The organism is Acinetobacter sp. YH12100 (genome assembly GCF_013419135.1).
Taxonomy (GTDB): Bacteria; Pseudomonadota; Gammaproteobacteria; order Pseudomonadales; family Moraxellaceae; genus Acinetobacter; species Acinetobacter pseudolwoffii.
Window position 1 is genome coordinate 1 of sequence record NZ_VPAQ01000003.1, and the last position, 24023, is coordinate 24023.

27 protein-coding genes are annotated in these 24023 nt (G+C 41.0%); 11 read left to right on the forward strand and 16 right to left on the reverse strand.

The annotated features are described in order from the left end of the window. The first annotated feature begins 157 nt into the window (after positions 1 to 157). Positions 158 to 334 carry a hypothetical protein gene (locus FTU40_RS03115; protein WP_005096822.1) on the forward strand — a complete coding sequence of 59 codons (177 nt, stop codon included), beginning with the start codon at positions 158 to 160 and terminating at the stop codon, positions 332 to 334. A 439-nt stretch (positions 335 to 773) separates the two neighbouring features. Here the strand turns inward: FTU40_RS03115 and FTU40_RS03120 are convergent, their stop codons facing one another. Next, positions 774 to 1043 carry a hypothetical protein gene (locus FTU40_RS03120; RefSeq protein WP_100328666.1) on the reverse strand — a complete coding sequence of 90 codons (270 nt, stop codon included), beginning with the start codon at positions 1041 to 1043 and terminating at the stop codon, positions 774 to 776. A gap of 458 nt (positions 1044 to 1501) precedes the next feature. Between FTU40_RS03120 and FTU40_RS03125 the strand changes: the two genes are divergently transcribed. Beyond that, on the forward strand, positions 1502 to 2137 hold the full coding sequence (locus FTU40_RS03125) for an SOS response-associated peptidase (RefSeq protein ID WP_074382826.1): 636 nt from the start codon (positions 1502 to 1504) through the stop codon (positions 2135 to 2137). 40 nt (positions 2138 to 2177) lie between these two features. Here FTU40_RS03125 and FTU40_RS03130 read toward each other — a convergent pair whose 3' ends face one another. From FTU40_RS03130 to FTU40_RS03140, 3 genes are all read right to left on the reverse strand, one after another. Then, on the reverse strand, positions 2178 to 2318 hold the full coding sequence (locus FTU40_RS03130; RefSeq protein ID WP_005096816.1) for a hypothetical protein: 141 nt from the start codon (positions 2316 to 2318) through the stop codon (positions 2178 to 2180). Between the two features lie 211 nt (positions 2319 to 2529). Next, positions 2530 to 2931, reverse strand: coding sequence for a type II toxin-antitoxin system HigA family antitoxin (locus tag FTU40_RS03135; protein WP_005096813.1), 402 nt, complete (start codon positions 2929 to 2931; stop codon positions 2530 to 2532). A 1-nt stretch (position 2932) separates the two neighbouring features. Beyond that, a complete protein-coding gene (locus FTU40_RS03140; protein ID WP_180039743.1) occupies positions 2933 to 3223 on the reverse strand; it encodes a type II toxin-antitoxin system HigB family toxin in 291 nt (96 codons plus the stop codon). Positions 3224 to 4516: 1293 nt separating this feature from the next. Between FTU40_RS03140 and FTU40_RS03145 the strand changes: the two genes are divergently transcribed. Further along, positions 4517 to 4858 (forward strand): hypothetical protein, encoded by a 342-nt coding sequence (locus FTU40_RS03145; RefSeq protein WP_005096809.1) that lies wholly within the window; start codon positions 4517 to 4519, stop codon positions 4856 to 4858. A 172-nt stretch (positions 4859 to 5030) separates the two neighbouring features. Here the strand turns inward: FTU40_RS03145 and FTU40_RS03150 are convergent, their stop codons facing one another. Continuing rightward, the gene (locus FTU40_RS03150; protein ID WP_180039745.1) at positions 5031 to 5255 is read right to left on the reverse strand and encodes a hypothetical protein; all 225 of its coding nucleotides are present in this window, start codon (positions 5253 to 5255) and stop codon (positions 5031 to 5033) included. A gap of 646 nt (positions 5256 to 5901) precedes the next feature. Then, positions 5902 to 6132, reverse strand: coding sequence for a hypothetical protein (locus FTU40_RS03155; RefSeq protein ID WP_004280185.1), 231 nt, complete (start codon positions 6130 to 6132; stop codon positions 5902 to 5904). Between the two features lie 253 nt (positions 6133 to 6385). On the opposite strand from FTU40_RS03155, the gene FTU40_RS03160 reads away from it, so the two are divergent. Both FTU40_RS03160 and FTU40_RS03165 read left to right on the forward strand, forming a co-directional pair. Continuing rightward, on the forward strand, positions 6386 to 6859 hold the full coding sequence (locus tag FTU40_RS03160; RefSeq protein ID WP_180039747.1) for a CinA family protein: 474 nt from the start codon (positions 6386 to 6388) through the stop codon (positions 6857 to 6859). A 98-nt stretch (positions 6860 to 6957) separates the two neighbouring features. Next, complete coding sequence (locus FTU40_RS03165; RefSeq protein WP_205668327.1) at positions 6958 to 7578, forward strand: aminotransferase; 621 nt, start codon at positions 6958 to 6960, stop codon at positions 7576 to 7578. Between the two features lie 52 nt (positions 7579 to 7630). Here FTU40_RS03165 and prpC read toward each other — a convergent pair whose 3' ends face one another. Together prpC and prpB are read right to left on the reverse strand one after the other, a co-directional pair. Beyond that, on the reverse strand, positions 7631 to 8770 hold the full coding sequence (gene prpC / locus FTU40_RS03170; protein ID WP_005096804.1) for a 2-methylcitrate synthase: 1140 nt from the start codon (positions 8768 to 8770) through the stop codon (positions 7631 to 7633). Positions 8771 to 8774: 4 nt separating this feature from the next. After that, on the reverse strand, positions 8775 to 9659 hold the full coding sequence (gene prpB / locus FTU40_RS03175) for a methylisocitrate lyase (protein ID WP_005096803.1): 885 nt from the start codon (positions 9657 to 9659) through the stop codon (positions 8775 to 8777). 231 nt (positions 9660 to 9890) lie between these two features. Here prpB and FTU40_RS03180 point away from each other — a divergent pair, with 231 nt between their 5' ends. From FTU40_RS03180 to FTU40_RS03190, 3 genes are all read left to right on the forward strand, one after another. Then, on the forward strand, positions 9891 to 10538 hold the full coding sequence (locus tag FTU40_RS03180) for a TetR/AcrR family transcriptional regulator (protein ID WP_180039749.1): 648 nt from the start codon (positions 9891 to 9893) through the stop codon (positions 10536 to 10538). A 113-nt stretch (positions 10539 to 10651) separates the two neighbouring features. Next, positions 10652 to 11572 carry an ornithine carbamoyltransferase gene (gene argF / locus FTU40_RS03185; protein ID WP_005171086.1) on the forward strand — a complete coding sequence of 307 codons (921 nt, stop codon included), beginning with the start codon at positions 10652 to 10654 and terminating at the stop codon, positions 11570 to 11572. Positions 11573 to 11675: 103 nt separating this feature from the next. Continuing rightward, positions 11676 to 12149 (forward strand): hypothetical protein, encoded by a 474-nt coding sequence (locus FTU40_RS03190; RefSeq protein WP_180039751.1) that lies wholly within the window; start codon positions 11676 to 11678, stop codon positions 12147 to 12149. Between the two features lie 104 nt (positions 12150 to 12253). Here FTU40_RS03190 and FTU40_RS03195 read toward each other — a convergent pair whose 3' ends face one another. The 7 genes from FTU40_RS03195 to rpiA all read right to left on the reverse strand — a co-directional run bounded on the left by FTU40_RS03195 (position 12254) and on the right by rpiA (position 19006). Beyond that, positions 12254 to 12607 (reverse strand): YnfA family protein, encoded by a 354-nt coding sequence (locus FTU40_RS03195; RefSeq protein ID WP_005096798.1) that lies wholly within the window; start codon positions 12605 to 12607, stop codon positions 12254 to 12256. A gap of 96 nt (positions 12608 to 12703) precedes the next feature. After that, complete coding sequence (gene clpA, locus FTU40_RS03200) at positions 12704 to 14980, reverse strand: ATP-dependent Clp protease ATP-binding subunit ClpA (RefSeq protein WP_005171089.1); 2277 nt, start codon at positions 14978 to 14980, stop codon at positions 12704 to 12706. Positions 14981 to 14989: 9 nt separating this feature from the next. Beyond that, the gene (gene clpS, locus FTU40_RS03205; RefSeq protein WP_180039753.1) at positions 14990 to 15403 is read right to left on the reverse strand and encodes an ATP-dependent Clp protease adapter ClpS; all 414 of its coding nucleotides are present in this window, start codon (positions 15401 to 15403) and stop codon (positions 14990 to 14992) included. Positions 15404 to 15421: 18 nt separating this feature from the next. Continuing rightward, positions 15422 to 16171, reverse strand: coding sequence for a DUF6776 family protein (locus tag FTU40_RS03210; RefSeq protein WP_180039755.1), 750 nt, complete (start codon positions 16169 to 16171; stop codon positions 15422 to 15424). Between the two features lie 77 nt (positions 16172 to 16248). Further along, complete coding sequence (argC, locus tag FTU40_RS03215; RefSeq protein ID WP_180039757.1) at positions 16249 to 17304, reverse strand: N-acetyl-gamma-glutamyl-phosphate reductase; 1056 nt, start codon at positions 17302 to 17304, stop codon at positions 16249 to 16251. Positions 17305 to 17506: 202 nt separating this feature from the next. Then, entirely contained in the window at positions 17507 to 18184 is a 678-nt protein-coding gene (locus FTU40_RS03220) for a M48 family metallopeptidase (RefSeq protein ID WP_180039759.1), read from the reverse strand. 150 nt (positions 18185 to 18334) lie between these two features. Beyond that, a complete protein-coding gene (gene rpiA / locus FTU40_RS03225; RefSeq protein ID WP_100355010.1) occupies positions 18335 to 19006 on the reverse strand; it encodes a ribose-5-phosphate isomerase RpiA in 672 nt (223 codons plus the stop codon). A 104-nt stretch (positions 19007 to 19110) separates the two neighbouring features. Between rpiA and ilvA the strand changes: the two genes are divergently transcribed. The 3 genes from ilvA to FTU40_RS03240 all read left to right on the forward strand — a co-directional run bounded on the left by ilvA (position 19111) and on the right by FTU40_RS03240 (position 22805). After that, positions 19111 to 20649, forward strand: coding sequence for a threonine ammonia-lyase, biosynthetic (gene ilvA / locus FTU40_RS03230; protein WP_180039761.1), 1539 nt, complete (start codon positions 19111 to 19113; stop codon positions 20647 to 20649). A gap of 162 nt (positions 20650 to 20811) precedes the next feature. After that, positions 20812 to 21468 (forward strand): TrkA family potassium uptake protein, encoded by a 657-nt coding sequence (locus tag FTU40_RS03235; RefSeq protein ID WP_159515796.1) that lies wholly within the window; start codon positions 20812 to 20814, stop codon positions 21466 to 21468. Continuing rightward, positions 21465 to 22805: a TrkH family potassium uptake protein gene (locus tag FTU40_RS03240; protein WP_180039763.1), complete on the forward strand. Its 1341-nt coding sequence runs from the start codon at positions 21465 to 21467 to the stop codon at positions 22803 to 22805. Before FTU40_RS03235 ends, FTU40_RS03240 begins: the two co-directional genes overlap by 4 nt. Before the next feature lie 70 nt (positions 22806 to 22875). On the opposite strand, the gene FTU40_RS03245 is transcribed toward FTU40_RS03240, so the two are convergent. Beyond that, the gene (locus FTU40_RS03245; protein WP_100355013.1) at positions 22876 to 24018 is read right to left on the reverse strand and encodes a phospholipase A; all 1143 of its coding nucleotides are present in this window, start codon (positions 24016 to 24018) and stop codon (positions 22876 to 22878) included. Positions 24019 to 24023: the final 5 nt, after the last annotated feature.

The following is a 24023-nucleotide window of genomic DNA, read 5'->3' on the forward strand; positions in this document are numbered from 1 at the left end:
TCAGCTTGCTTCAAGATACTCATGATCAAGCTGTCTGAATACTTAGATGTTTTCATAGAAAATCTCCTTAAATCAAGGTTATTCGATTTTCTACTTTTAAACTCAATTATTTTTAGGGGGGATTACCGAATCTTCGACAATTAAAATTGAGAAACTTATGTTAGTTAATACAAATACTGCTCAAAAAGCGTCTTTCAATCAATTTTCTAATAATGCGACTGAGAACAAACCCAAGCCAAATGAGCAAGAGCAAAAACCGAATCAAGGAGAGCCAGCTCCTATAACCAAAGAGCAAAATGATCAAAAAAATCAGGCGGATAAGAAAAACTCATAATATTATGTTGAATTAATAAAAGAAGCCTATCTCCCTGATAGGCTTTTTGCATTCAAAAGATAAACATTTTCCATAAAAGCCTGAGAAATAAAAAAGCCCATCCTATGATGAGCTCTTTAATCCAATAGATCTAATTCTTACAAGCTGCGAATTCTTGCAGTACAAATTGTTTTACACTTTCATCAAAATTTGGTCTGGAAAGAGCGAGCTTGCCATTTTTCATAGATTTATAACAATAGCTTGCGGCTACGCCTACACCAAACAAAGTCAACAACTTCATTGCTCACCTCATTAACTGTCAGATTTGAATACAAAAATTAGCATTCAAATGTGTAGTTTTCCAACCCAATTTAGAGTGTTTTTTGTACTCCATGTTAATTAATGTATGGGTAGAAAATAACAAAGCTGACCATTAGATAAGCTGTTTGAACGTCAAAGTCTAATTGTTGATGTGCATATCAACCCAATTAAGGAAGCTGTTTTTATCCGTAAATTTAGGTGCAGAACTTATGCTCAGTATTTCTTTATTTCCAAATTTACCACTAATGTTATGGAATGCTTGGACTCTAAATTCCTGAGGCTCTCCTTCGTGCAGCGTTCTAAAATACTCTACTGACTTATCAAACTCACTTTTCTCTTTAAAGCTAGGACGTTCTTTTAAAAACTCATAAACTTGTTCTAGAGCGGGTAAATAATTATTTCTAGGCATTCTGTATTCTCTAAAATTATGAGTTTTATTGTGAATGCCTATTCTGAATTAATAGTGATAAGAATGTTTAAGCTTTTCTTACCGTTTATGTAACCCTTTCTTCTTTCAAGCAGTCACGACATACTTTCACTTCTTTACCATCCGCTTGGCATTCGATTTCTGTGACACCATGAAGACCGAATAAACAAAAGATAAAATGCAGCATGACCTTTCTCCGCAAAAGATAGCTCCTTCAGGCAAAGGAGGCAAAACTGGAAATAAAACTATAGCAATGGAATCTGGGCGCTCATTTTATCGAAGATTATTTTTCATCCATTGGCGAAAAATTACATTCATATTCACCATAAAAATTCCGTTTCCAGACCCAACTACATTTACGATTTCGAATTGTTTTGAGGTCATCATTCTTATAGTTTAATTGTTATCGCAGATCAGAATGCTAAGCAAAGAGGTCGGTCATGTGTTCAAACTATGAATTCCCCTCAAAAAGTCAGCTCTCTTTATTAGATCTTCATGCAGAACAACTTGAATTGAACATGAAATCACATGTTTACCCCTTAGCACCTGCTCCTATCATGATGCGAGGTGCTGAGGGGTTTGAGTTAGATATTGCACGTTTCGGACTGATTCCCTTTTGGGCGAAAGAATTAAAATATGGTCGACATACTTACAATGCCCGAACTGAAACAATAGCGTCCAAGCCAAGTTTTCGACATGCCTGGAAAAATAACCAGTTTGCTTTAGTGCCCGTGGATACTTTCTATGAACCTAAATATATCGATGGAAAACCGCACTGGTTTGGTATTTCACGTGAAGATGGCAACCCTTTTACCGTTGCAGCCATTTATGATGATGTGCTCATTGAGGGTGAAAAAATCAGGTCCTTTTCGATGCTGACTATAAATTCCGATCAACACCTATTGATGAAACAGTTCCACCATCCAGATGACGAGAAGCGCTCGATTATTGTAATTCCTGAAGAATCACGCCATGATTGGTTATGCTGCGATCATGAACAAGCTCATGAGTTTTTCTTTGAAATGAGAGATGAGTTTAGAGCGAAACCCAGAGATCACCGGTTGTCGAAAAACTAAAAGCCCTAAAGCAAGTTAGGGCTTTTAAAATGTGAAAGAGCTATTTTTGTTCTCTCAATGGATTTTCCGGTTCTGCATTGGGTTTTTTCTCTGGCTTCACGCCCTTATACGAATCCTGATTGCCTTTATCATCATTAGATTCTTTTTGCGGATTTGATTCTTGCTCTGATTTATTGGTCATGTGTATCTCCTTTATCGATCCATTAAGAAATAAATATGACATCTGATCCTAAACATCAATATTATTTATGTTTCACATTCACTTTTTAGAAAAGCAAACTTTTCTGGAGGCGCTCTCACCTTTCACGACACTTGAAATTTAAATAATCAAATGAGCAGCGCTACCTGATTAGACAGCACAGCATGGAAATATCAGCTTAGGCGGGCATCGATTAAAAGAAAGTATCTGCCGATACATCAAAGCGCTCAGACAAGGCCTTGATATGACGGATATTCAGCTGACGTTTGCCATTCAATATTTCTGAAATTACTGATTGTGTCGCGACATCAGACAAGTCTGCTTGACTAAGCCCGTGTTGCTCCATCAACAAGGCCAAGGCCGTTCGTCCATCACCTTCTGGCATGGGTAGATGTTCATGCTCATACGCCGAAACCAGATCACCCAGTTGATGAATAAGCCCCATTAAAGGATGTGATTCATCATCACCGACAATGTCCAAAAGCTCATCTAGGGCTTCAGTTAGTGTATGAAAGTCATCCTCATTTTCCGGCTTGCTGAGCAATGGTGCAACATAACGCCAGTGATCAACGGCCTGTTTAATCATTGCATTCATTCTAACCTTCCTTCCAATGACCTTTATCATATTCATGGTGAGACAAGACATGGCGAATATAAACGCGTTTTGCCTGATACATCACCACAGCAATCAGCCGAAGCTTGTTTCCACCGATATCGAATACATGAAACTTTCCAACCTTATCTACTGCGGGAAAGAGTCTCTTCATTTCAGCAAAATCCTTAGGATAATTGGCCTTCATCAGTCGATACCAACCATCTAATGCCGTTCCAGCCTGTGGCCACTTTTGCGTTGCTTCAAGAATTCGAGCGTGGGTGATCACATGCATATATTTTATCGCATTTTGCTATATTTCTAGTATATATAAATTATCGCATTTTGCAATATATTCTTATCCGACTATTTTAGTTCTCAATTTTAATCATTTATCGGCATGTAATCCTATTTAAATCATGCTCTTATAAAGTATAGATTGTGACCCGTATCATTTAAATCCAGTTGAGTTCAATCGTTATCTTGGATTTTTATTATAAAAATTTCACCCACAAACAAAACCCCCGCCAAGTGATGATTGAACGGGGATTGAGCTTCATTAATACATCCGGTGAATTGGAACATTATTCAATATCTTTCAAGCAATCACGACACTCTTTCACCTCTTCATGATCACAGGTGTAATTGATTTCAGTCGCACCATGAAGGCCAAATAAACAAAATATAAACTGGATCATGCTTTTCTCCTGAATGTAACAAGCTTAATCAGTGATTAAGCTTGTATTGATTTTAAGACTCAATAACTCGATACGGAATAATCGGATCACGACCTGAGTAATAACTTAACCGCCTGAATACATTTCACAATTCAAGCAAAGTTAAGTTTTTGGCATTTAAGTTCGTGCAGGCTCTTCACTTTTAGTCTTTTGATCCTTCTTACAATGATCATTGCCCATCATATGACACATTTTTTCTTTGCAAGATTTAAAACAACAACCTACCATCACGCCCATGCCAAATGCACATATACATCTCATCATAGCTTTGCCCTGTCTTTTTATAAAAAGATATATATAAATACCATCTATTCATGTTTCACTCTTGAGAGAATTTTCAGGCTTTATGTTGTATATGAAAACTTATGTGAAAGAGAATAATTAAAGTAAAAAGCTCTCATTGAGCAATCCGTGTTTATAAACAAGAAAAAGCCTGCTTAACTCTCCTAAATTAAGCAGGCTTTATAATGTGCTGATTTTCTAATTATTTTCATTAAGTTCTTGGAATGAAGCCAAGATATCACTGGCCCAGCAGTCAATCTGTGTGTGATATATAGAGGCTATGTTTCTAAATGTGCAATAAGCGTTACTTTTCTTAATTGAATGGCTTTAATTTAGGCAAAATATATTTTATTCGTTAAATTTTATGCTTAAGAGAAAACAGATGGACACTTTAGATCAATATGCATAACAATAAATTTGTTCATTTTTTAGGATAAAATTCCCTGTTGCTGTACTGTATGTGAATATCAGGAATTTTTGACTTCTTCTAAAGTTGGTAGATGACTGCTTTCTTTTTGGCTATTTCTCTCTATAATTTTTGATATGACAAATAACAAGATTTTGACATCATGATAAATCGTATACTGATTACTTTATTGATAAGTCTGACAATAAGTGGCTGCCAAAAGCAGCAAGCCGACAGTTCAGCGGAACCTGATCAAGCCCTCAAAGCCCAATTTGAACAATCAGATAATCAACTCAGTGCTTATCTGGACAAACTAGATTCTTCCAGTATTAGTCCAGAAGAAAGAACACGCATACTCTGTGAACAATATCCTAAAGAATATAAAACTCGTTATATGCCGGCTTTATTAAAACTTATGCCTCAGGAATATACAGAAAAAGGACTGCTTACAGATTTAGACAATGCCTTAAGCTTTTATAAGCAGAAAGCCAATATCCAGTGTTAATTCATACTGATTAACGTCTATAACCAAATTTTTACCCTAAAAAAACCGCCTAATTCAGGCGGTTTTTTTATGAACGTACAGCTTAAACAGAATTAACGCTACAGTTTTGGCAGATCTTATGAATCATACCCACGCTGCTAGTTAATTCTATTATGGCTGCTAGTTCTGTTGATTATTCCAGATCTTGTTGAGATTGCTGGTTTTTTTGCTGATTACGCTGTGGCTGCTGTTGTTGCTGCTGATCGCGCTGTTGTTGGTTATTTTGTCCCTGCGGCTGTTGTTGCTGCTGGTTATTTTGTTGCTGGTTTGGGTTTTGCTGACGCTGTTGATCTTGCGTGCCTTGTTGGTTTTGCTGTTGTTGCTGTTTCTGTTGGTCTTGCTGTTGATTATTAGCCATGGTGTAACTCCTTACTATTTGCTTTAAATTAATTAAAAGCCGATAGAGTTTCGACTTAATATCTACTCTACGCATTTTTCAGAATTCTCTAACCTATAACCTGTTACAGATTAATTCAATGTAAAAAATGGTAAGCCAAGTAGTTGAAATCAAGATTAATAAGCAACATAAATTACTTTATCCAATAAAATAGACACATGATGAAAGATAATATGTTTCGAAATTTTTATTATTCAATAAAAGGAATAACTTAACCTGAGTAAAATATATAAAAAAGACATTTAAAATATTTTAAAAAATAACAATATATTATCAAGTAAAATATATTAAAAATCTATGCTCATGATATTTATGATTAAATTCAATAACTCAGCCTAAGTATTAATATTTTTAAAAATGGAATAAAACATGCAAAAGGTAATTTTTCTAAACAGTTTTTTAATAAACGAATATACGATACGTAACATTGAATCACGTATAACGACTAAGTTGTTTCCAATTTATCTTGACTTTAATAAAAGATATTTATCAATCAGACTGACATTAATTTTGGTAATTTTTTATTTTTAAAAAGCTTTTATTAACTTAATGTTAGCCAAATAATAAGCCTCTTAAAAAAAGAGGCTTATTCACTTTAAGGTTTATCTTAGATATTCACAACTTTAACAATAATCGTTTGGGTATCTTCCTGCTCTTCAGCCAGATGTAAACGTTTAAGCTCTTTGCTTTTTACTTTGAACTGTAAATTCTGATAAGAAATCGTGCTTGGAATCTGATCAAAATATTGACCATCAGCATCAATTTCTTCCTGAAATAATGGTGTACCCAATTGGTAGTCAAGACTTTTTAAGACTACATATTTTACTGTGGTTTTCATTCTAACGCCCTACTTTCACTAAGCACTTTATTTTTATTTTTACCACTGTTCAGCTTGAGAAGAAACCTCTATTTGAAAAAATAGTCTAAGCTTTAACCACTCAGGTTTTGTGATCAAATCAGTATCAAATTGTACTAATCCATGAAAAATTTTAACTTTCATAAAAATATAAATATACTCGGAGTTGAACGACAGAAAAAATCTGTCTAAATTAAGCTAAAACCACTCGGATCATAAAGAAAATATAGAGACTATGATAAAGACCTGTTGCAACTTACTCGAAGAGAAAAATATAAAAATTGCCTTTATTGAAAGTGCGAGCTCTGGATATCTATGTAGCCAGTTTTCCATCTGTAAAAGTGACGGCGCCGAAATTCTGGCTGGCGGATTGGTCTGCTACGATGTTGGTGTAAAAACTTCGGTATTAAACATTCCCCAGACTTTGATCAATAGTTACACTGCCGAATCCATGCCAGTTACTGTTGCCTTGGCAGAAGCGGGTAAAAAGATATTCCGGGATGCAGACTGGATTATTGCCTGTACAGGTTTGCTTAAACCCGGTGGTAGTGCGACACCAGAGAAACCGGAAGGGACTTTTTTTGTAGCAATTAATGATGGTACTCAAGTGCATCAATTCCAGTATTATTTGAAAGGTACTCCACTCGAACGTCTGAATAAACTGTCTGCCGTGGTTGCACACGATATGATTAATCTACTCAATCATTAATCTAGTTTTATAATTACGCCGCAACAAGCTTCATTATTTCTACTGTATTTTAAGATAGATTAGCATGATCAAATGCTAATCTATTTTTTGCGGGTAGAATAACCATGAATATTAAAACTGCGCTGTTTCTGCTCCCTCTTGGCTTGCCCAGTCTGGCTTTTGCTACGGTCGGTGGCCCACAAAATATTGAAATTCTAGGCTATGAAGTCAAAGAGCAAAAGCTCTATGTCATGCGTCATTACCTTGATGGTCGTGGGCGCTTGCCACAGCTGTATTATTATAATTTTAAATCCGCAAAACCGAATCAGTTGATTCAGGTCAACTCCTTATATATCAATCCAAAAACCAAACGTATTGATTATGACCAAGACAGTCGCAAGTTTGATCAGGACATTGCCAAAATCAAAAAGCGTTTAGTTCCGCTGAGTCCGATTCAAAGTTCAAAGCCACAACTTAAAATGTTAAAAACCACAACAGGGACGGCAGCTGCCTGGTACGATCCACAAGAAAAAGTGCCAAAATGGACTTATCAATATCAAGTAAAGTCTGGCTCACAAAAAAGTCCGACTCATCAAGCGATCAGTTATCAGCAAGGTCTAAAAATTAGCCAGGCCTATAAAGTTCCTAAACAGAATAAAACGCTGGTGACAGTCAAGTATTTGGGGATTCCTTTTGAAACAGGCTATAGCATTGAAGATCCAGTCCTGTTAAGTCGATAAAAAATAAGGTCTCGATTGAGACCTTATTTTTTATTCAAGATATTAATAAATATTAAGCCGCTGTAGAACGCTCGGCGATCGGTACTACTTTACGCAGTTCAGGCCCAGTATAATCCGCGCTTGGACGGATAATACGGTTGTCTGCACGCTGTTCCATCACATGTGCTGCCCAACCTGTGACACGTGACATGACAAAAATCGGGGTAAACAGCTTGGTTGGAATGCCCATAAAGTGATAAGCCGAAGCATGGAAGAAATCGGCATTACAGAATAATTTCTTCTCACGCCACATCACTTCTTCGCAGCGCACTGAGACCGGATACAGTACCGTATCACCGACATCTTTGGCTAAACGCTCAGACCAGATTTTGATGATGCCATTACGCGGATCATTGTCTTTATAAATCGCATGACCGAAGCCCATAATTTTTTCTTTACGTTCCAGCATGCCCAGCATTTCACGTTCAGCTTCTTCAGGCGAAGTCCAGTTTTCGATCATATCCATTGCAGCTTCGTTAGCACCGCCATGTAGAGGGCCACGCAAGGAACCGATTGCACCGGTAATACAAGAATGCATGTCAGATAAAGTCGATGCACATACACGCGCCGTAAAGGTCGAAGCATTAAATTCATGCTCTGCATATAGAATCAGAGAAACATTCATCACCTGTTCATGCAGTTCATTTGGCTTTTCGCCACGTAATAAATGCAGGAACTGTGCACCGATTGAATCATCATCGGTATTTTCTTCAATACGTACACCGTCATGACTATAACGATACCAGTAACAGATAATTGCCGGTAAAGTGGCAAGAATACGGTCTGCAATATCCTGTTGCTGTTCAAAAGACAGTTCAGTTTCAAGATTGCCCAGCATCGATACGCCAGTACGCATCACATCCATCGGATGAGAATCGGCAGGAATACGCTCTAGCACTTCTTTTAAGGCTTGAGGTAGCGTGCGCAAAGATTTTAATTTGGCTTTATAGGCAACTAACTGCTCTGAAGTTGGCAGTTCGCCAAAGAAAATCAGATAAGCCACTTCTTCAAACTGGCAATGTTCAGCCAGATCCTGTACGTCATAACCGCGATAGGTCAGACCTGCGCCACTTTTGCCTACAGTTGAGAGTGAAGTTTTCCCTGCCACTTGTCCACGCAATCCTGCGCCGGTGAGTACTTTTCCTTCAGCCATTTTTTTAATTCTCCTGTTTAAACAGTTTATCTAATGTGTCTTCGAAGCTGTGATAATCTAAAAATTCGTAGAGTTCTTTGCGTTGCTGCATAATATCCAGCACATTCACCTGAGTGCCGTGTTCACGCACCGAACGCATCACTTCAAGGGCTGCCTTTTGCATGGCACGTGTCGCTGATAATGGATACAGCACCATGCCAATACCCTGCTCTGCCAACTCATTTACCGTATAATACGGTGTATCACCAAATTCGGTAATATTTGCCAAGACTGGCACACCAACTGCATCGCATACGGTGCGATACATGGTGATATCGGTCATCGCTTCGGCAAAAATTGCATCTGCACCCGCTTCAACACAGGCACAAGCACGATCAATCACCGCTTGCAGGCCTTCTTTTTGTAGCGCATCGGTACGCGCCATGACCACAAAGTTTGCATCGGTTTTCGCATCGACCGCCGCTTTAATACGATCGACCATTTCCTGCTGTGACACGATTTCTTTATTTGGACGATGACCACAACGCTTTTGTGCCACCTGATCTTCAATATGCACCGCGGCTGCACCAGCTGCAATCATCTGTTTGATCGTGCGAGCAATATTTAATGCACCGCCCCAACCGGTATCGATATCGACCAATAAAGGTGTATCAACACGTTCTGTAATCCTGCGTACATCTTCCAGAACATTATCCAGACTGGTCATGCCCAGGTCAGGCAAACCATAAGAATAATTCGCGACACCCGCACCTGATAAATAAATGGCTTTATAACCGACTTGTTTGGCCATCATGGCAGCATAGGCATTTACCGTACCCATAATTTGCAATGGTTTCTCGACTTCAAGTGCTTGTCTAAATCTTAGACCTGCAGACATTTGTTCTGTCATCTTCCTTTTCCACAGTCTTGGCTATAATTATTGAAACTCGAGTATACTCATTTGGCTTGCTCATTCCACAATCTGATAGAACAAATACTCTAAAACTTTAGTCAAATTTTTAAGTTTTACTTTACCTAATCCGGCAAATACTGCGCTTATGCGGTGCAATTATGAAATATGTACATATATTTGCTATGATGGCGTTTCAATCTTTATTGACATGTTGATGTATTATCTCCTATGCAAGACCTCGTCCTAGAACCGCTCGCCAAAGACCTGCCGCAGACCAAACGTGGTCATGAGCGCTGTATTGCGCTGCTGAACAGTGCAACCGAGCTGTTTCTGGAACGGGGTTATGATGCTGTGTCTCTCGATGATATTGTTCAGCACGCAGGTGGCTCCAAGGCCTCCATTTATAAATACTTTGGCAATAAAGAAGGCTTGTTTAAGGCCATCTGTGATTATCGTCGTATCAAGTTTTTTGAAGATATCAGCATTCCGATCGAACTGATGGCACTGGATTTTCGTAGTTATCTGGTTCACACCTTGCTGAATTTTTATCATCAGATCATGCAACCTGAAAACTCAGCCTTCATGCGTCTGGTTCTGGAACAGAGTCAGCGTAATCCAGAACTTGCTCAGCATATCCATGAGCGAGGCCCGGTGCATGTGCAAAGTGCCATTGCTACGGCTTTAGAACAGGCAGATGCGCAAGGTTTATTGCATTGTGAAAATCCGCAATATTCGGCTCAGCTATATTTTGGTATTTTGCGTAATCTGGAATGGCGCATCCTGATGGGAATTTCCATACAAGAAGATGATCAGGAAATCGACAAATACATCAGTTATTGTGTGGATCGCTTTTTAGACGGTCATCAAAAAGTCTAGTTTTTTTGCATTTTTCATTGCTTATAGTATATTAGCCGATTCCGTATTTTTTCTTAAACTAACCAACAACTGATTGTTGATCGAGTTTTTCGGCAATTATTGTGGAGTAACGAATGGCTCTCCGTCACTTTCTCACCTTACGCGATTTATCAACTTTAGAACTTAACCAGATTTTGCAACGCGCAATTGAGCTTAAGCGCAAACAGCATAACAATGAAGTGTTCCAACCATTTGTTGGTAAAGTGATGGGCATGATTTTTGAGAAATCGAGTACCCGTACGCGTGTTTCGTTTGAAGCTGGCATGAGCCAATTTGGTGGTAGCGCAATTTTCCTGTCTTCTCGCGATACCCAGTTAGGCCGCGGTGAACCGATTGAAGATTCTGCACGCGTGATTTCAAGCATGCTAGATATCGTGATGATCCGTACTTTCGGTCATGATATCGTGGAACGTTTTGCATCTTATTCAAAAGTTCCTGTGATTAATGCTTTAACAGATGATCACCATCCTTGCCAGTTACTTGCTGACATGCAGACCTATGTAGAGCAACGCGGCTCAATCGAAGGTAAAACTGTTGCCTGGATCGGTGATGGCAACAACATGTGTAATTCATATATTGAAGCAGCACACATGTGGGGCTTTAATCTGAAAATTGCAGCGCCAAAAGGTTATGAACCACAAGAAAAATTCCTGTCTGAATTTGCGCATTGTGTTGAACTGGTCGATACCGCTGAAGATGCAGCCGTGAATGCTGACCTGATTGTGACTGACGTTTGGGCAAGCATGGGCCAAGAAGAAGAACAAAAAATCCGTGAGAAAGCATTTGCAGACTATCAAGTGAATGAACGCCTGATGGATCTTGCGCATCCGGATTGTTTGTTTATGCACTGCTTACCTGCGCACCGCGGCGAAGAAATTTCAGAAAACTTGCTTGACCATAAAAATGCCGTGGTTTGGGATGAAGCTGAAAATCGCTTGCACGCACAGAAAGCCCTGGTTGAATTCCTGATTAATGAAAATCTGAAAAAAGACTAAATTAAAAGCTGAATCTTCACAAATTAAGCACCAATCTCTGGTGCTTTTTTTGTCTCAGCTCTTATAATCATGATTGAAATGGAATAAAAAGTGATGTTATACAATGCAAAAAAAATATTGGGCTTTGGCACTATTGGTAGGTTTTAGCAGTACCACCTTCTCCGTTCATGCTTCTGAATTTGATCAATATCTTCAGGAAAAAAATATTATTGACAGCAAATTTAAAATTCAGAAAAAAGCTGAACTGAATGAATTACTCGCAGTACTGAGTGCAGAAGATTCCAGAACCTTACCTTTACAGATCGATCAGAATACAATTATTGAACAATTACAGTTAAGTGCCAATAAAACCACATTGAAAGGTTTAATCACCACACCGGATTTTAGCCAATTTGAAAAAGATCTGGGCCGCAAAGAAGTGATGAAAATGATCCGTAATAATCTGCTCAATAATTGCGAGATTTTCTTTGAGCATCGCTATCAGATTGAAAACCCATACAAGGTCGAGCTCAGCCTGAGCTCGCAAACACAAACCTATAAAACTGATATTTCCCAGAAAGATTGCAAATTGAAATAGTCTAAAGAAATAAGATATTGGCTTTTATTCAGGATTAAAACATCAAGAAAACAAAGAGGTCGCTATAGCTGCCTCTTTTTGATGAGGTTTGCTGTTATATCCTGCTAACGCACCAAACCTTGCGGCTGTAGAATTATAATCAGTGCCCCCAGTATTACTACCATCCCGCCAAGCAAATCCCAACGTGACAGTGTGACTTGATCAACGAAGCGCAACCACATTAGCGCCGAAAAAATATAGATGCCACCATAAGCGGCATAAATCCGTCCAGAAGCAGCCGGATGCAAGGTGAGTAGCCAGACGAAAGCCGCCAAAGCCAGAGCTGTTGGAATCCACAACCAGTGACTTCTTCCCTGATTTAAAATCAGGTAGGGAAAATAACAGCCTAAAATTTCCATCAATGCCGTGACCAGAAACAGGCAAAAAGTGGTGAGCAGCTTGGTAATTTGAATATCCATGATTTGTCTTTTGAACTGTATGAATGAATTTGATGATTTAAAATATGAGTGCATGAAAAAACCCGTGCTTGCACGGGTTTTATTTTTTCATATTGATTAAGCAGGTTCAGCAGTCTGGTCTTCAAAGACTTCAAGTTTTAAGCCAACAGCTTTACCATTTTCTTTCTTCACCGACACTGCAACATTACCGCCATTTTCAGCCAGTTCACCAAACAGGATCATTTCTGCCAATGGTTTTTTCAGGTGTTCCTGAATCAGACGCTGCATTGGGCGCGCGCCCATTAAACGGTCATAGCCTTGCTCTGACATCCATTCACGCGCACTCTGATCCACTTCCAGCATGACTTTCTTATCATCCAGTTGCGCTTGAAGTTCGGTCAGGAATTTATCCACGACATTTTCAATGATGCTGCTTGGCAATGCCTTGAACTGAATCACGCCGTCAAGACGGTTACGGAATTCCGGAGAGAAGGCTTTCTTCATCGCTTCCTGGTTATCGTTGCTATTGTCCTGTTCCATAAAGCCAATGCTAATACGTGAAATACTTTCAGCACCAATATTGGTGGTGAGTACCAAGACCACGTTACGGAAATCCGATTTACGTCCGTTATTGTCGGTCAAGGAACCATGATCCATAATCTGCAATAACAGGTTAAAGACATCTGGATGCGCTTTTTCGATCTCATCAAGCAATAGCACACAATGTGGATTTTTATGAATCGCATCAGTCAACAAACCACCCTGATCAAAACCGACATAGCCCGGAGGTGCACCGATTAAACGCGACACTGCGTGGCGTTCCATGTACTCGGACATATCAAAGCGAACCAGCTCTACGCCCATCTGCTTAGCCAGCTGCTTGGTCACTTCGGTTTTACCGACACCGGTTGGGCCAGCAAAAACAAAGCTGCCCACAGGTTTATCTGGAGATTTCAAACCGGCACGAGACAGTTTAATGGCAGACGCTAAAGCTTCGATCGCTTCATCCTGACCAAAGACCACCCGTTTCAGATCGCGCTCAAGATTTTCCAGTACGCTCTTGTCATCTTTAGAGACCGTTTTTGGTGGTATACGCGCAATTTTCGACACGATATCTTCGATGTTTTCTACCGTGATCAAACTGTCATCTTGTTCAGCTTTTAAACGGCGCTGCGCACCTGCTTCATCAATCACGTCAATGGCTTTATCTGGCAAGAAACGGTCATTGATGAACTTCGCAGAAAGTTCAACCGCAGATACCAATGCCTGATCGTCATATTGCACATGATGGAAATCTTCAAACTTGGATTTCAGGCCACGTAGGATATCAATGGTTTCAGAAATAGATGGCTCATTCACATCGATTTTCTGGAAACGGCGTGACAAAGCATGATCTTTCTCAAAAACCTGACGGTATTCCTGAAAAGTGGTTGAACCAATGCAACGTAAAGTGCCATTGGCCAATGCAGGCTTGATCAGATTCGATGCATCCATGGTGCTGCCCATACTGGAGCCTGCACCAATAATCATGTGAATTTCATCAATAAACAGCACAGCTTCAGGTTTCTTTTTCAGCGCATTTAAAAGCTGTTTCAGGCGTTTTTCAAAGTCACCACGGTATTTTGTTCCGGCAACCAATGCTCCAATATCCAGACTGAAAATTTCAGCATTTTCGAGTGGTTTTGGCGCTTTACCATTAACGATCAACCATGCCAAACCTTCTGCAATCGAGGTTTTACCGACCCCCGGATCACCGACAAGAAGTGGGTTGTTTTTACGGCGGCGGCACAGAATTTGAGCGGCACGTTCAATTTCTTTTTCACGACCAATCAGTGGATCGGTCTTGCCTTTTTGCGCTTCGATATTGAGATTCGTCGTATACAGTTCAAGCGGACCTGAACTGGCTGAAGATGCAGACTCACCATCGAGGTCTTCAATTTCTTCTTCACCCTGTACTTCTTCTTTACGCGTACCATGAGACAGGTACTGAGTTAGCGTAAGGCGATTAATTTGATGACGTTTCAATAGATAGACGGCAAATGAGTCACGCTCAGAATACATCGCAACCAGAATATCAGCACCTTCTACAGTCCGATCACCACCGCTAGATTGCACGTGAAAAATCGCGCGCTGCAAGATCCGGTCAAAACTTTCTGTTGGGTGTGGTGCCTGATCACTATTTTCACCAAGCTTAGGGGTATGCTGTTCTACGTATTCTTCTAATTCCTTGCGCAACACGATAATGTCTGCGCCACATGCTTTAAGCGCATTTACGGCAGAGTCATTGTCAAGCAAGGCTAATAATAAATGTTCTACGGTCAGGAACTCATGTCTCTTTTGACGAGCCATGCTGACAGCCAAACGTAGTGATACTTCTAATTGACGACTGAGCATGTAACCCCCTTAATCTTTAGGCTCTATTTGGCAAAGTAATGGATGACCTTGTGATCGAGCATAATTATTGACTTGGTTCGCTTTGGTTTCCGCAATGTCTCGAGGATAAACCCCAGCTACACCCTTTCCTTCATAATGTACAGTTAGCATTACTTGTGTAGCTTGGTCAAGATTCATTGCAAAGTATTGTTGTAAAATTTCAATTACAAATTCCATCGGGGTATAGTCGTCGTTCATTAAAACGACAGCATATAAGGGCGGACGTTTCAGTTCTGGCGGTGCAGTCTGCACAGCAAGGTCAGAATCATCACCTTCCAAAGGTTCATTTCCTAAACGCGGGCTGATATGCCAATCAACAATTCCAGATTCATAAAAAGAATTTTTGATATCACTTAAACACATTTGACGTTTATTGCTTGGCATAAGATTTATATTTCACACTTAATTTGCATTTGCTTCGGTTTTCGGAATTTCTGACAAGGCGGCAGACTGATTTTCAACTGCTTTGCCCTGTTCCCAGCTAAAACGACGGATCACCGGTTTGGCACCGCTGAGACGTATCTCAATAAATTCTGGCTTAAAGCCTTTTGGCATGCTCCAGCGACCTGTTAAACGCTCATAATTTTCAAAATTAAAGTTTTTGTCTTCCAGTGGCACCACCAGAATTTCAGTCCCTTTAATCAAGCGTAATTCAATACTCCCGGAGGCACGACTTTTGCCCGGACTAACTTGAACCAGATCAATCTGATATTCAAAGGCATTATCAGGCAAAGGCTTAATCGACAGGTTTTGCACGGCCAAAGCCAAACCGCCACGCTGACGTAAGACCTCGCGATAAATGGTTCCGACACTTTCAGCCTGCACCTGTTCATCACGCGCCTTGGTCATGGCCAGATAGAGATCATTGGCATTACTCACCGCCAGATCACGCTCCTGAACCGCAGTATTCAGATTCTTATTTAATGTTTCCAGACTGGCTTTTTGTGTCTGTACCACATCGACCAGTTGCTCTGCATCTGCATCATAACCCGCCGCAGTCAAACCCTGACGGTGTCCTACGGTATATCCGAGCACACCACTGCTCAAGATCAATACAGCCGCACCAATGACCAAGGGCGTATTACCTTTCATCAAAGATTTTTTTGCAGCTGGTTCCTGAGGAATGGTCGTATTTGACTCGTTATTCGGCATTTTGATCTCTTGTTTGCTTTATTCAAGACACACATTTAAATCCAAATCTAAATGTGTGTGAAGTTCTAATACGTTTCTTATGGTAATAAACCAATATTATTTAAGCCAGCATCTTCGGCAAATCCGAACATCAGGTTCATGTTTTGTACGGCCTGACCTGCTGCACCTTTCACCAAGTTATCCTGTACAACCAGGACTACCAGCTTGGTCGGTTGCGGCTTGTACAAGGCTATACGCAACTGATTGGCACCACGCACTGAACGGGTTTCTGGTGAGCTGCCTGCTGGCATGACATCGACAAAAGTTTCATTGGCATAGAACTGTTCATACAATGCCTGTAAATCTGCTGCTTGTCCTGCTTCAGTGAGATCGATGTAGATGGTCGACAACATACCACGGATCATTGGCACCAAATGCGGAACAAATAAAATGTGATCAAACACATCTTTTTGACCTGAGATATTTTCCAGGGCTTCGACAATTTCAGGGTGATGGCGGTGACCTGCTACGCCATAGGCTTTAAAGTTATCGGCATTTTCAGTATAGATGCCGCCCAAGCTTGCTTTACGACCTGCACCCGACACACCTGATTTCGCATCAATAATAATGCTTTCAGGTTTCACTAATGCGTCACTTGATGTTAATACTGGCGCCAGACCTAACTGAACCGTGGTTGGATAACAACCCGGGTTTCCAACTACATTGGCCTGTTTAATTTGTTCACGATTCAATTCAGATAAACCGTAAACAGAGTCTTTTAACAGTTCTGGACAAGTATGTTGCATGCCATACCATTTTTCAAACTGTTGCAGATCTTGTAAACGGAAATCTGCCGCCAGGTCAATGACTTTGGTCTTTGCAGCCACAAGCGCTTCGGCATGTTTCATTGCAACACCATGCGGCGTTGCAAAAAACACGACATCACATTTTTTAAGTTCATCGATATTTAAATCTGAATATTGAAGATCGGTATGTCCGCGTAAACTTGGGAACATGTCATCTACACGGCGACCATTTTCGGTACGTGATGTTAGTACATTCACCTGTACATTTGGGTGTCGTAGCAAAAGACGCAACAATTCAACGCCTGTATAACCTGTACCACCGACAATACCAACAGTAATCACGATCACTACCTCAAATCAAAGTTTCCATTTCGTAACTGCGTAGTATGACAGGAAGTTGAGGTTTTCTAAACTGTTTCAGCGGGGATTACTGGTTTTTTATAAGTACTGAAGACAATTTTAAAATTAAAGAGAGATGGAAAAGTAATATCTATATTGCTTAGGCTATTTTAAGCCTTTATTTCCCTCTCATTCTCTATTCAGTTCAATTTTAAGCTTCCCACCAATATGGCAACGGCGTATTTTTTAGCATTTTCCGATGCTGCTGAAAATGCGGATCATATTTGGCCACTTCCGCCCAAAAAAGTGAACTATGATCAAAATATTGGGTATGTGCCAGTTCATGTACCGCGACATAACGGGTAATTTCTTCGGGAAATAGCACCAAAGCACTATTCAGCATAATGTCATGCTGAGCAGAACAACTGCCCCAGCGGGTTTTGGGCTGTCGAATATTGCACTTCTTAAAAGGCAGATTGCATTGCTGTGAGACAAGATTTAAATATAGGGGAAGCTGGTCTTTGGCATAGCTGATGACAAAGGCTTTTAAATATTCCTCAGGATGTCGATCACTGACACAGAGCTGTAACTTCTCAGAATCAAAAACAAAGTTATGTTTCTGGCTTTGATAATAAATCTGAACTGGCACGTTTAAATTAAACAACTGTAGCTCAGTTGGTAGCGTTCGGTCTATTTTTTGGACTTTTTCCTGCTGCGATTGCCAGGTTTTAATCAGCCATTGTTCTGATTGTTTTAAAAATTCTTGAACTTGGCGCTGTGTACAAAACTGCGGCACAGTTAATTTAATTTGCGTCGGCTCTACACGCAGTCTCAAGCGTGTTGCGCGTAATTTTCGAGTGATTTGGATTTCAGGGAGGTTTGGAATCATATTTTATTGATTTTATTTTTAATCCTCCCTAACCCTCCTTTTTTCAAAGAGGGGCTTTTAAAAGTCTCCCTTCTTGCACTTGTTTTAAAGCAGTGCTTTAAAACTTCGCTCAGGGAGATTTAGGGGGATTTAATTTATAAAATTAAAGGATTAAACCGCAGTACGTTCTTCAATACCATCATTGGTTGCCACAATTGCGATGTCCGCTTTATTAATCGCAAAAATTCCGTTACAGACCACGCCAGGAATATTGTTAAGCGTTTTTTCAAGCTCGAGTGCATTTAAGATATTCAGATTATGCACATCTAAAATCACATTACCATTGTCAGTCACGACACCTTCACGATATGCAGGATCACCGCCCAGAGAGACAATTTTACGTGCAACCGCAGAACGTGCCATAGGAATTACTTCAACTGGCAGTGGGAAATCGCGTCCTAATTGTCCGACCCATTTTGAATCATCCACGATACACACAAATTTTTTCGCAATCGATGCCACAATTTTTTCACGTGTCAGTGCTGCACCACCACCTTTGATCATATGCAAATGACGATCAATTTCATCTGCGCCGTCGACATAAGCATCTAGTCCGCCGACAGAGTTCATATCGACCACTTCAATGCCTAACTTCTTAAGACGTTGCGCCGTTGCTTCAGAACTTGCCACAGCCGCTTCTAACTGAAGTTCTGGCAATAAATCGATTAAAAAGTTAACCGTACTTCCGGTACCTACGCCTAAAATGCCGCCTTTTGGTAAGTGTTTCAGAGCAGCACGGGCCGCTGCTTGTTTTTTCTCATCTTGGGTTGCATATAGACTCATGGCTTCACTCAACTATTTTGGACTTTTGCAGTATTTTCGAACCGCAAAGCGGTATGGTTTGTTACAATAAGCGCCTATTTTAAACTGTTAGATGGAAAATTAACATGCTGTCTCGTTTGGTTCGACAAATATTACAAGCAACGGTCTACGATGTTGCAATCGAAACTCCACTCGAAGCAGCGCCACGAATTAGCGAACGACTCAATAATAACATCCGCTTTAAACGTGAAGATTTACAACCGGTTTTTTCATTCAAATTACGTGGTGCTTATAACCGCATTAGTCAATTGCCTAAATCTCAACTGGAACGTGGTGTCATCACAGCCTCAGCAGGCAACCATGCGCAAGGCGTGGCATTATCGGGTAAAAAATTGGGTATTCGCGCCATTATTGTAATGCCAAAAACAACACCAGATATTAAAGTCCAAGCGGTAAAACGCCTTGGGGGTGAAGTTGTTTTACATGGTGACTCATTCGACGTTGCCAACAAATATGCAATTCAACGCGCTCAAGAAGATGGCATGACTTTTATTCCGCCTTATGATGATGAGCTGGTGATGGCGGGTCAAGGTACCATTGCCAATGAAATCTTGCGTCAATGGCGCGATGTTGATTATGTATTTGTAGCGGTGGGTGGCGGTGGCCTGATCGCAGGTGTGGCCGCCTATCTGGGTGATGTTGCCCCGCATGTCAAAGTCATTCCGGTGGAATATGACGAATCCGCATGCTTAAAGGCAGCTTTAGAGGCCAACGAACGTGTCATTTTACCTTCTGTGGGTTTATTCGCTGACGGTACAGCCGTCGCACAAATTGGTGAAAAACCATTTGAAGTGATTCGCCTGCAAAAGTCAGATAATTCTGGCCCGATCGTAGAACCACATGTGGTACTGGTCAATACCGACGAAATTTGTGCAGCCATTAAAGATACTTATGACGAATGCCGCAGCATTGTCGAACCCTCAGGTGCTATGGCATTGGCCGGCATTAAAAAATATGTCGAAGAACATAAAATCGAAGCTAAAAATATGGTGTCGATTGTGTGCGGCGCCAACATGAATTTCGACCGTTTACGTTATATCGCCGAACGTACCGAACTCGGTGAACGTAAAGAAGCGATTTTTGCCGTGACGATTCCAGAACAGAAAGGTTCATTCCTCAACTTCTGTCGCGCTTTGCAAGGTCGCAATATTACCGAATTTAATTACCGTGCCAGTGATGTCTCTGCTGCTCAAGTATTTGTTGGGATCAGCTTAAAAAATGGTGAAAAAGAACGTCAGGAAATTTATGAAACGCTAAAATTCCAGTATGACGTCGATGACCTGTCTGATGATGAAGTGGCAAAACTGCATATTCGTTACCTGATTGGTGGTCATGCCGATATTGAAAATGAACGCCTGTTCCGGGTGGAATTTCCAGAACGTCCTGGTGCTTTATTAATGTTCCTGGAACGTCTTGGCCCAACGCATAACATTACCCTGTTCCATTACCGTAACCACGGCGCTGCGGAAGGGCGTGTTCTGGTGGGTCTGGAGGCGACCGATGCGCAGCAGAATCCGGATGGCTTGATTGAAACCCTTGAAACCATTACATATCCATATCAGGAAATTACCAATAATCTGGGCTATCAGCGCTTCCTGAAGTAATTGTTAAAATATAGACCGCCTTTCGAGGCGGTTTTTTATGTGCAACTCAAAATCATGATCATACTATTTATCTCGGCAGAGCTTGCTGAATAGCAGCGCAATTTTTACGAAATTCTCTTACACTAAAATTGAGATGTAATAAAAATAGTTAGGACAATATTCATGGCATTATTTGCAGTGATTGGGCTGGGTAGTTTTGGTGCGACTGTGGCCACGCAACTGATCAGTCTGAATCATGAAGTGATCGGAATCGATCTGAATAAAAAATATGTAGAAAATATTTCTGATCAACTGACCCATGCTGTAATTGCCGATGCAACCGATGAGCATGTGCTGGATGAACTGAATGTGCAGCGTTGTGATGCCGTAGTCGTGGCGATCGGAGAAGATATTGAAGCCAGTATTTTGTGTGTATTGCACCTGAAAAATATGGGCGTCAAAAAAATCTGGGTAAAAGCCAAATCCAAATCCCATCACATGATTCTGACCCATCTCAATGTCGAGAAAATCATTCATCCTGAAGAAGATATGGGCGTGCGTGTGGCTCAGTCTTTAAGCTACCCGATGGTCAGTCGTTATATGGCACTGGAAGATGATCATTATATTGTCAAAATTCAGATTCATGCCGATCATCATGCTACGCCGCTCAACCAACTGATGAAGCACGCGCCTGAAATCACCACCTTATTACATAAGCGCGGATCAGTGGTGCAATACCAGGTCGCATCCGACCTGATTCTGCAGGAAGGCGATATTCTTGTGGTTGAAGGATTACTGGAGCCTTTACGCCATCTCGCCAGATATTTTAAAGCGCTATGAAAAGTTCTGACTTAAAGCAACATAGAACCATTAATCTCAGCCCGCCGAGTTTATTGGCCTTGGGTTTTCTCGGATTAATCCTGATCGGTTCACTGCTACTGATGTTACCTATTGCCCATCAGGGTGATATCAGCTGGTTGCAAGCCATTTTCACGGCTACTTCTGCGGTGACCATTACCGGACTGTCCGTAGTGAATGTCGGTGAAGCCTATACGGTATTTGGCCAGATTGTCATTATGTTTCTGCTGCAATGCGGTGGATTGGGTTTTATGACCTTTGCCATTCTGGCAGTGATGAGTCTGGCACCCAAGATGGGGCTCAAACAGCAAGTCATGGCACAGGAATCGATTGGCCAGACCAGCCTGAAAAAAGTCAGTTTTACCATTAAAGCGGTATTTTTATATTCCCTGTTTTTTGAAGCTATCGGTACGCTGATTCTGACCTTGTCCTGGCTCAGAGAATATCCGTTCAGTGAAGCGCTCTTTTATGCTGCCTTTTATAGTGTGTCAGCGTTCAATAATGGTGGATTTTCACTTTTTCCCAATAGCTTGATGAGCTTTTCAGGGCAGTATCTGATCACCTTTACCATCAGTATGCTGTATATCATTGGTGGTATCGGCTTTCTGGTGCTGATGGATGTCAAGCAACATAGACGCTGGCGCAAGTTAAGTACCAATAGCAAGCTCATTCTTTCGACGATTCTGGGGCTCAATCTGAGTGCGTTTATTGTGCTATGGCTGCTCGAAGCCTCTAATCCGCAAACTTTGGGCCTGATGAGTCTAGGCGATCAAGCCGTGAATGCCTGGTTCCATGCCACTGTTCCCCGCTCTTCAGGCTTTAATAGCTTACCGATGGAGCAAATGAGTGATGCATCGACCCTCGTCACCATGTTTCTAATGTTTATTGGCGGCGGCTCCTTAAGTACGGCGGGCGGAATTAAAGTCGGCACGTTTATTATTGTATTAATTAGCGTAATCAGTTTTTTAAGACGTGAAGATGAAATCCGTCTGTTTAATCATTCTATTCCCGAAAAAACCACATTTAAGGCACTGGCCGTGGTCTGTATTACAGCTGCCTTAATTGTGATGGGCTTTATGAGTTTATTAATTCTGGAACCTGAACATGACTTTCTCGATCTGTTGTTTGAAGCCGTGTCAGCAGCCTGCACGGTCGGCTTGACCCGAGGAATAACCGAAGAGCTGCAACCTGCCAGTTTGATTATTTTGATGCTGTTAATGTTTGCAGGACGTTTAGGGCCACTGACTTTAGCTTATTTCATTGCTACCCCGAAAAAGAGCCGAATCAAACATCCGCCTTCAGAAATCCAGATTGGTTAAACCACCCAATAAAAAACCATGCCACAGCATGGTTTTTTATGTTAATTCTAAAATGATGAAGTCTGGAAACTTAGAACCAGTTCATTAAGGAAACACCCAAGCCCACATAAGTGGCACGATGGTTATAATCAATCAGACTTTCGCCATAGCCATCAAAAAGCTGGAATTGACCACGTAAACGGCCACTGATCGGGAATGACCAGTCGAACTGGACTGCACCACGATTGTCATCTCCGCCTTTTAAGGTATGACGCAGCATTAAAGAAAAATCATGCTCGTTATGACGATAAAAAGCCGTCATGTCGCCGCGTCCAATATAGTTCTTGATCTCGGGATTGTTATCGTCGTCACGATTCTCTTCAAAGCGATACCAAGGGCGAACCATCAGGGCAAAATTGTCTTTTTCAAAGCCCAGATTCAGCATGACGCGGTTCCAGCTACGCGACAACGGGTCAGAACGGCCATTGGACTGATGATTAATGGTTAGTCCCAACATACGCCAGTTAAGACCAAAAAGGTCATAATTGGTACGCAAAACAAAACTTGCTTCGGGTTCATAATTGGTTTCACGAAACGGACGTGACTCTTCCGAGTTATAGACCTGCCAACGTGAAGACTGAGTATAACCGAGCCAGAGATCCCCATTATTCCCCAGAATATTTTCAACCGCCTTGGTCTTTAAAGACAGTTGAAACTTAGCTTCAGTCGAGGTGAGATTCTGTTTCTCTGTCTCTATATTGTTGGGATTTTCACTCTCGGGTAATTCATTTTTCTTTGAAGTCCAAAAACCGGGCATCAGATAAATTGGCTGATAAGAACGGATGTTCCAGGTACCCAGTTTACTTTCCGGAGACAATTCCCAGCGACTATCCAGCAAAGACAGATTTGGTGTCAGCTTTGATCCTTCAGAAGCATAAATATTAGAAACGGTTTGTCCCATTCTGGCTTTTAAATTATCAGGTTCAGGCGCAATTTCTACTGCTGCACGACGTTCAGAAACGATCACCGGCTTATCGATAATCGCTATTTTAAACAAGCTATCATAACAGGCCAGACGTTCTGCACTGATTTCCAGTGCTGCACAGGCTTCAGCCGTTGCCGGCATGGGACTATTCACCACTATTTTTTCTTCCGCATTCACTTGCGTCCCAACTGTACAGCCCAGCACAACGCTCAGCTGCAGAGTTGAGCGCCTAAACGAATTAAGCGCCATCCCTT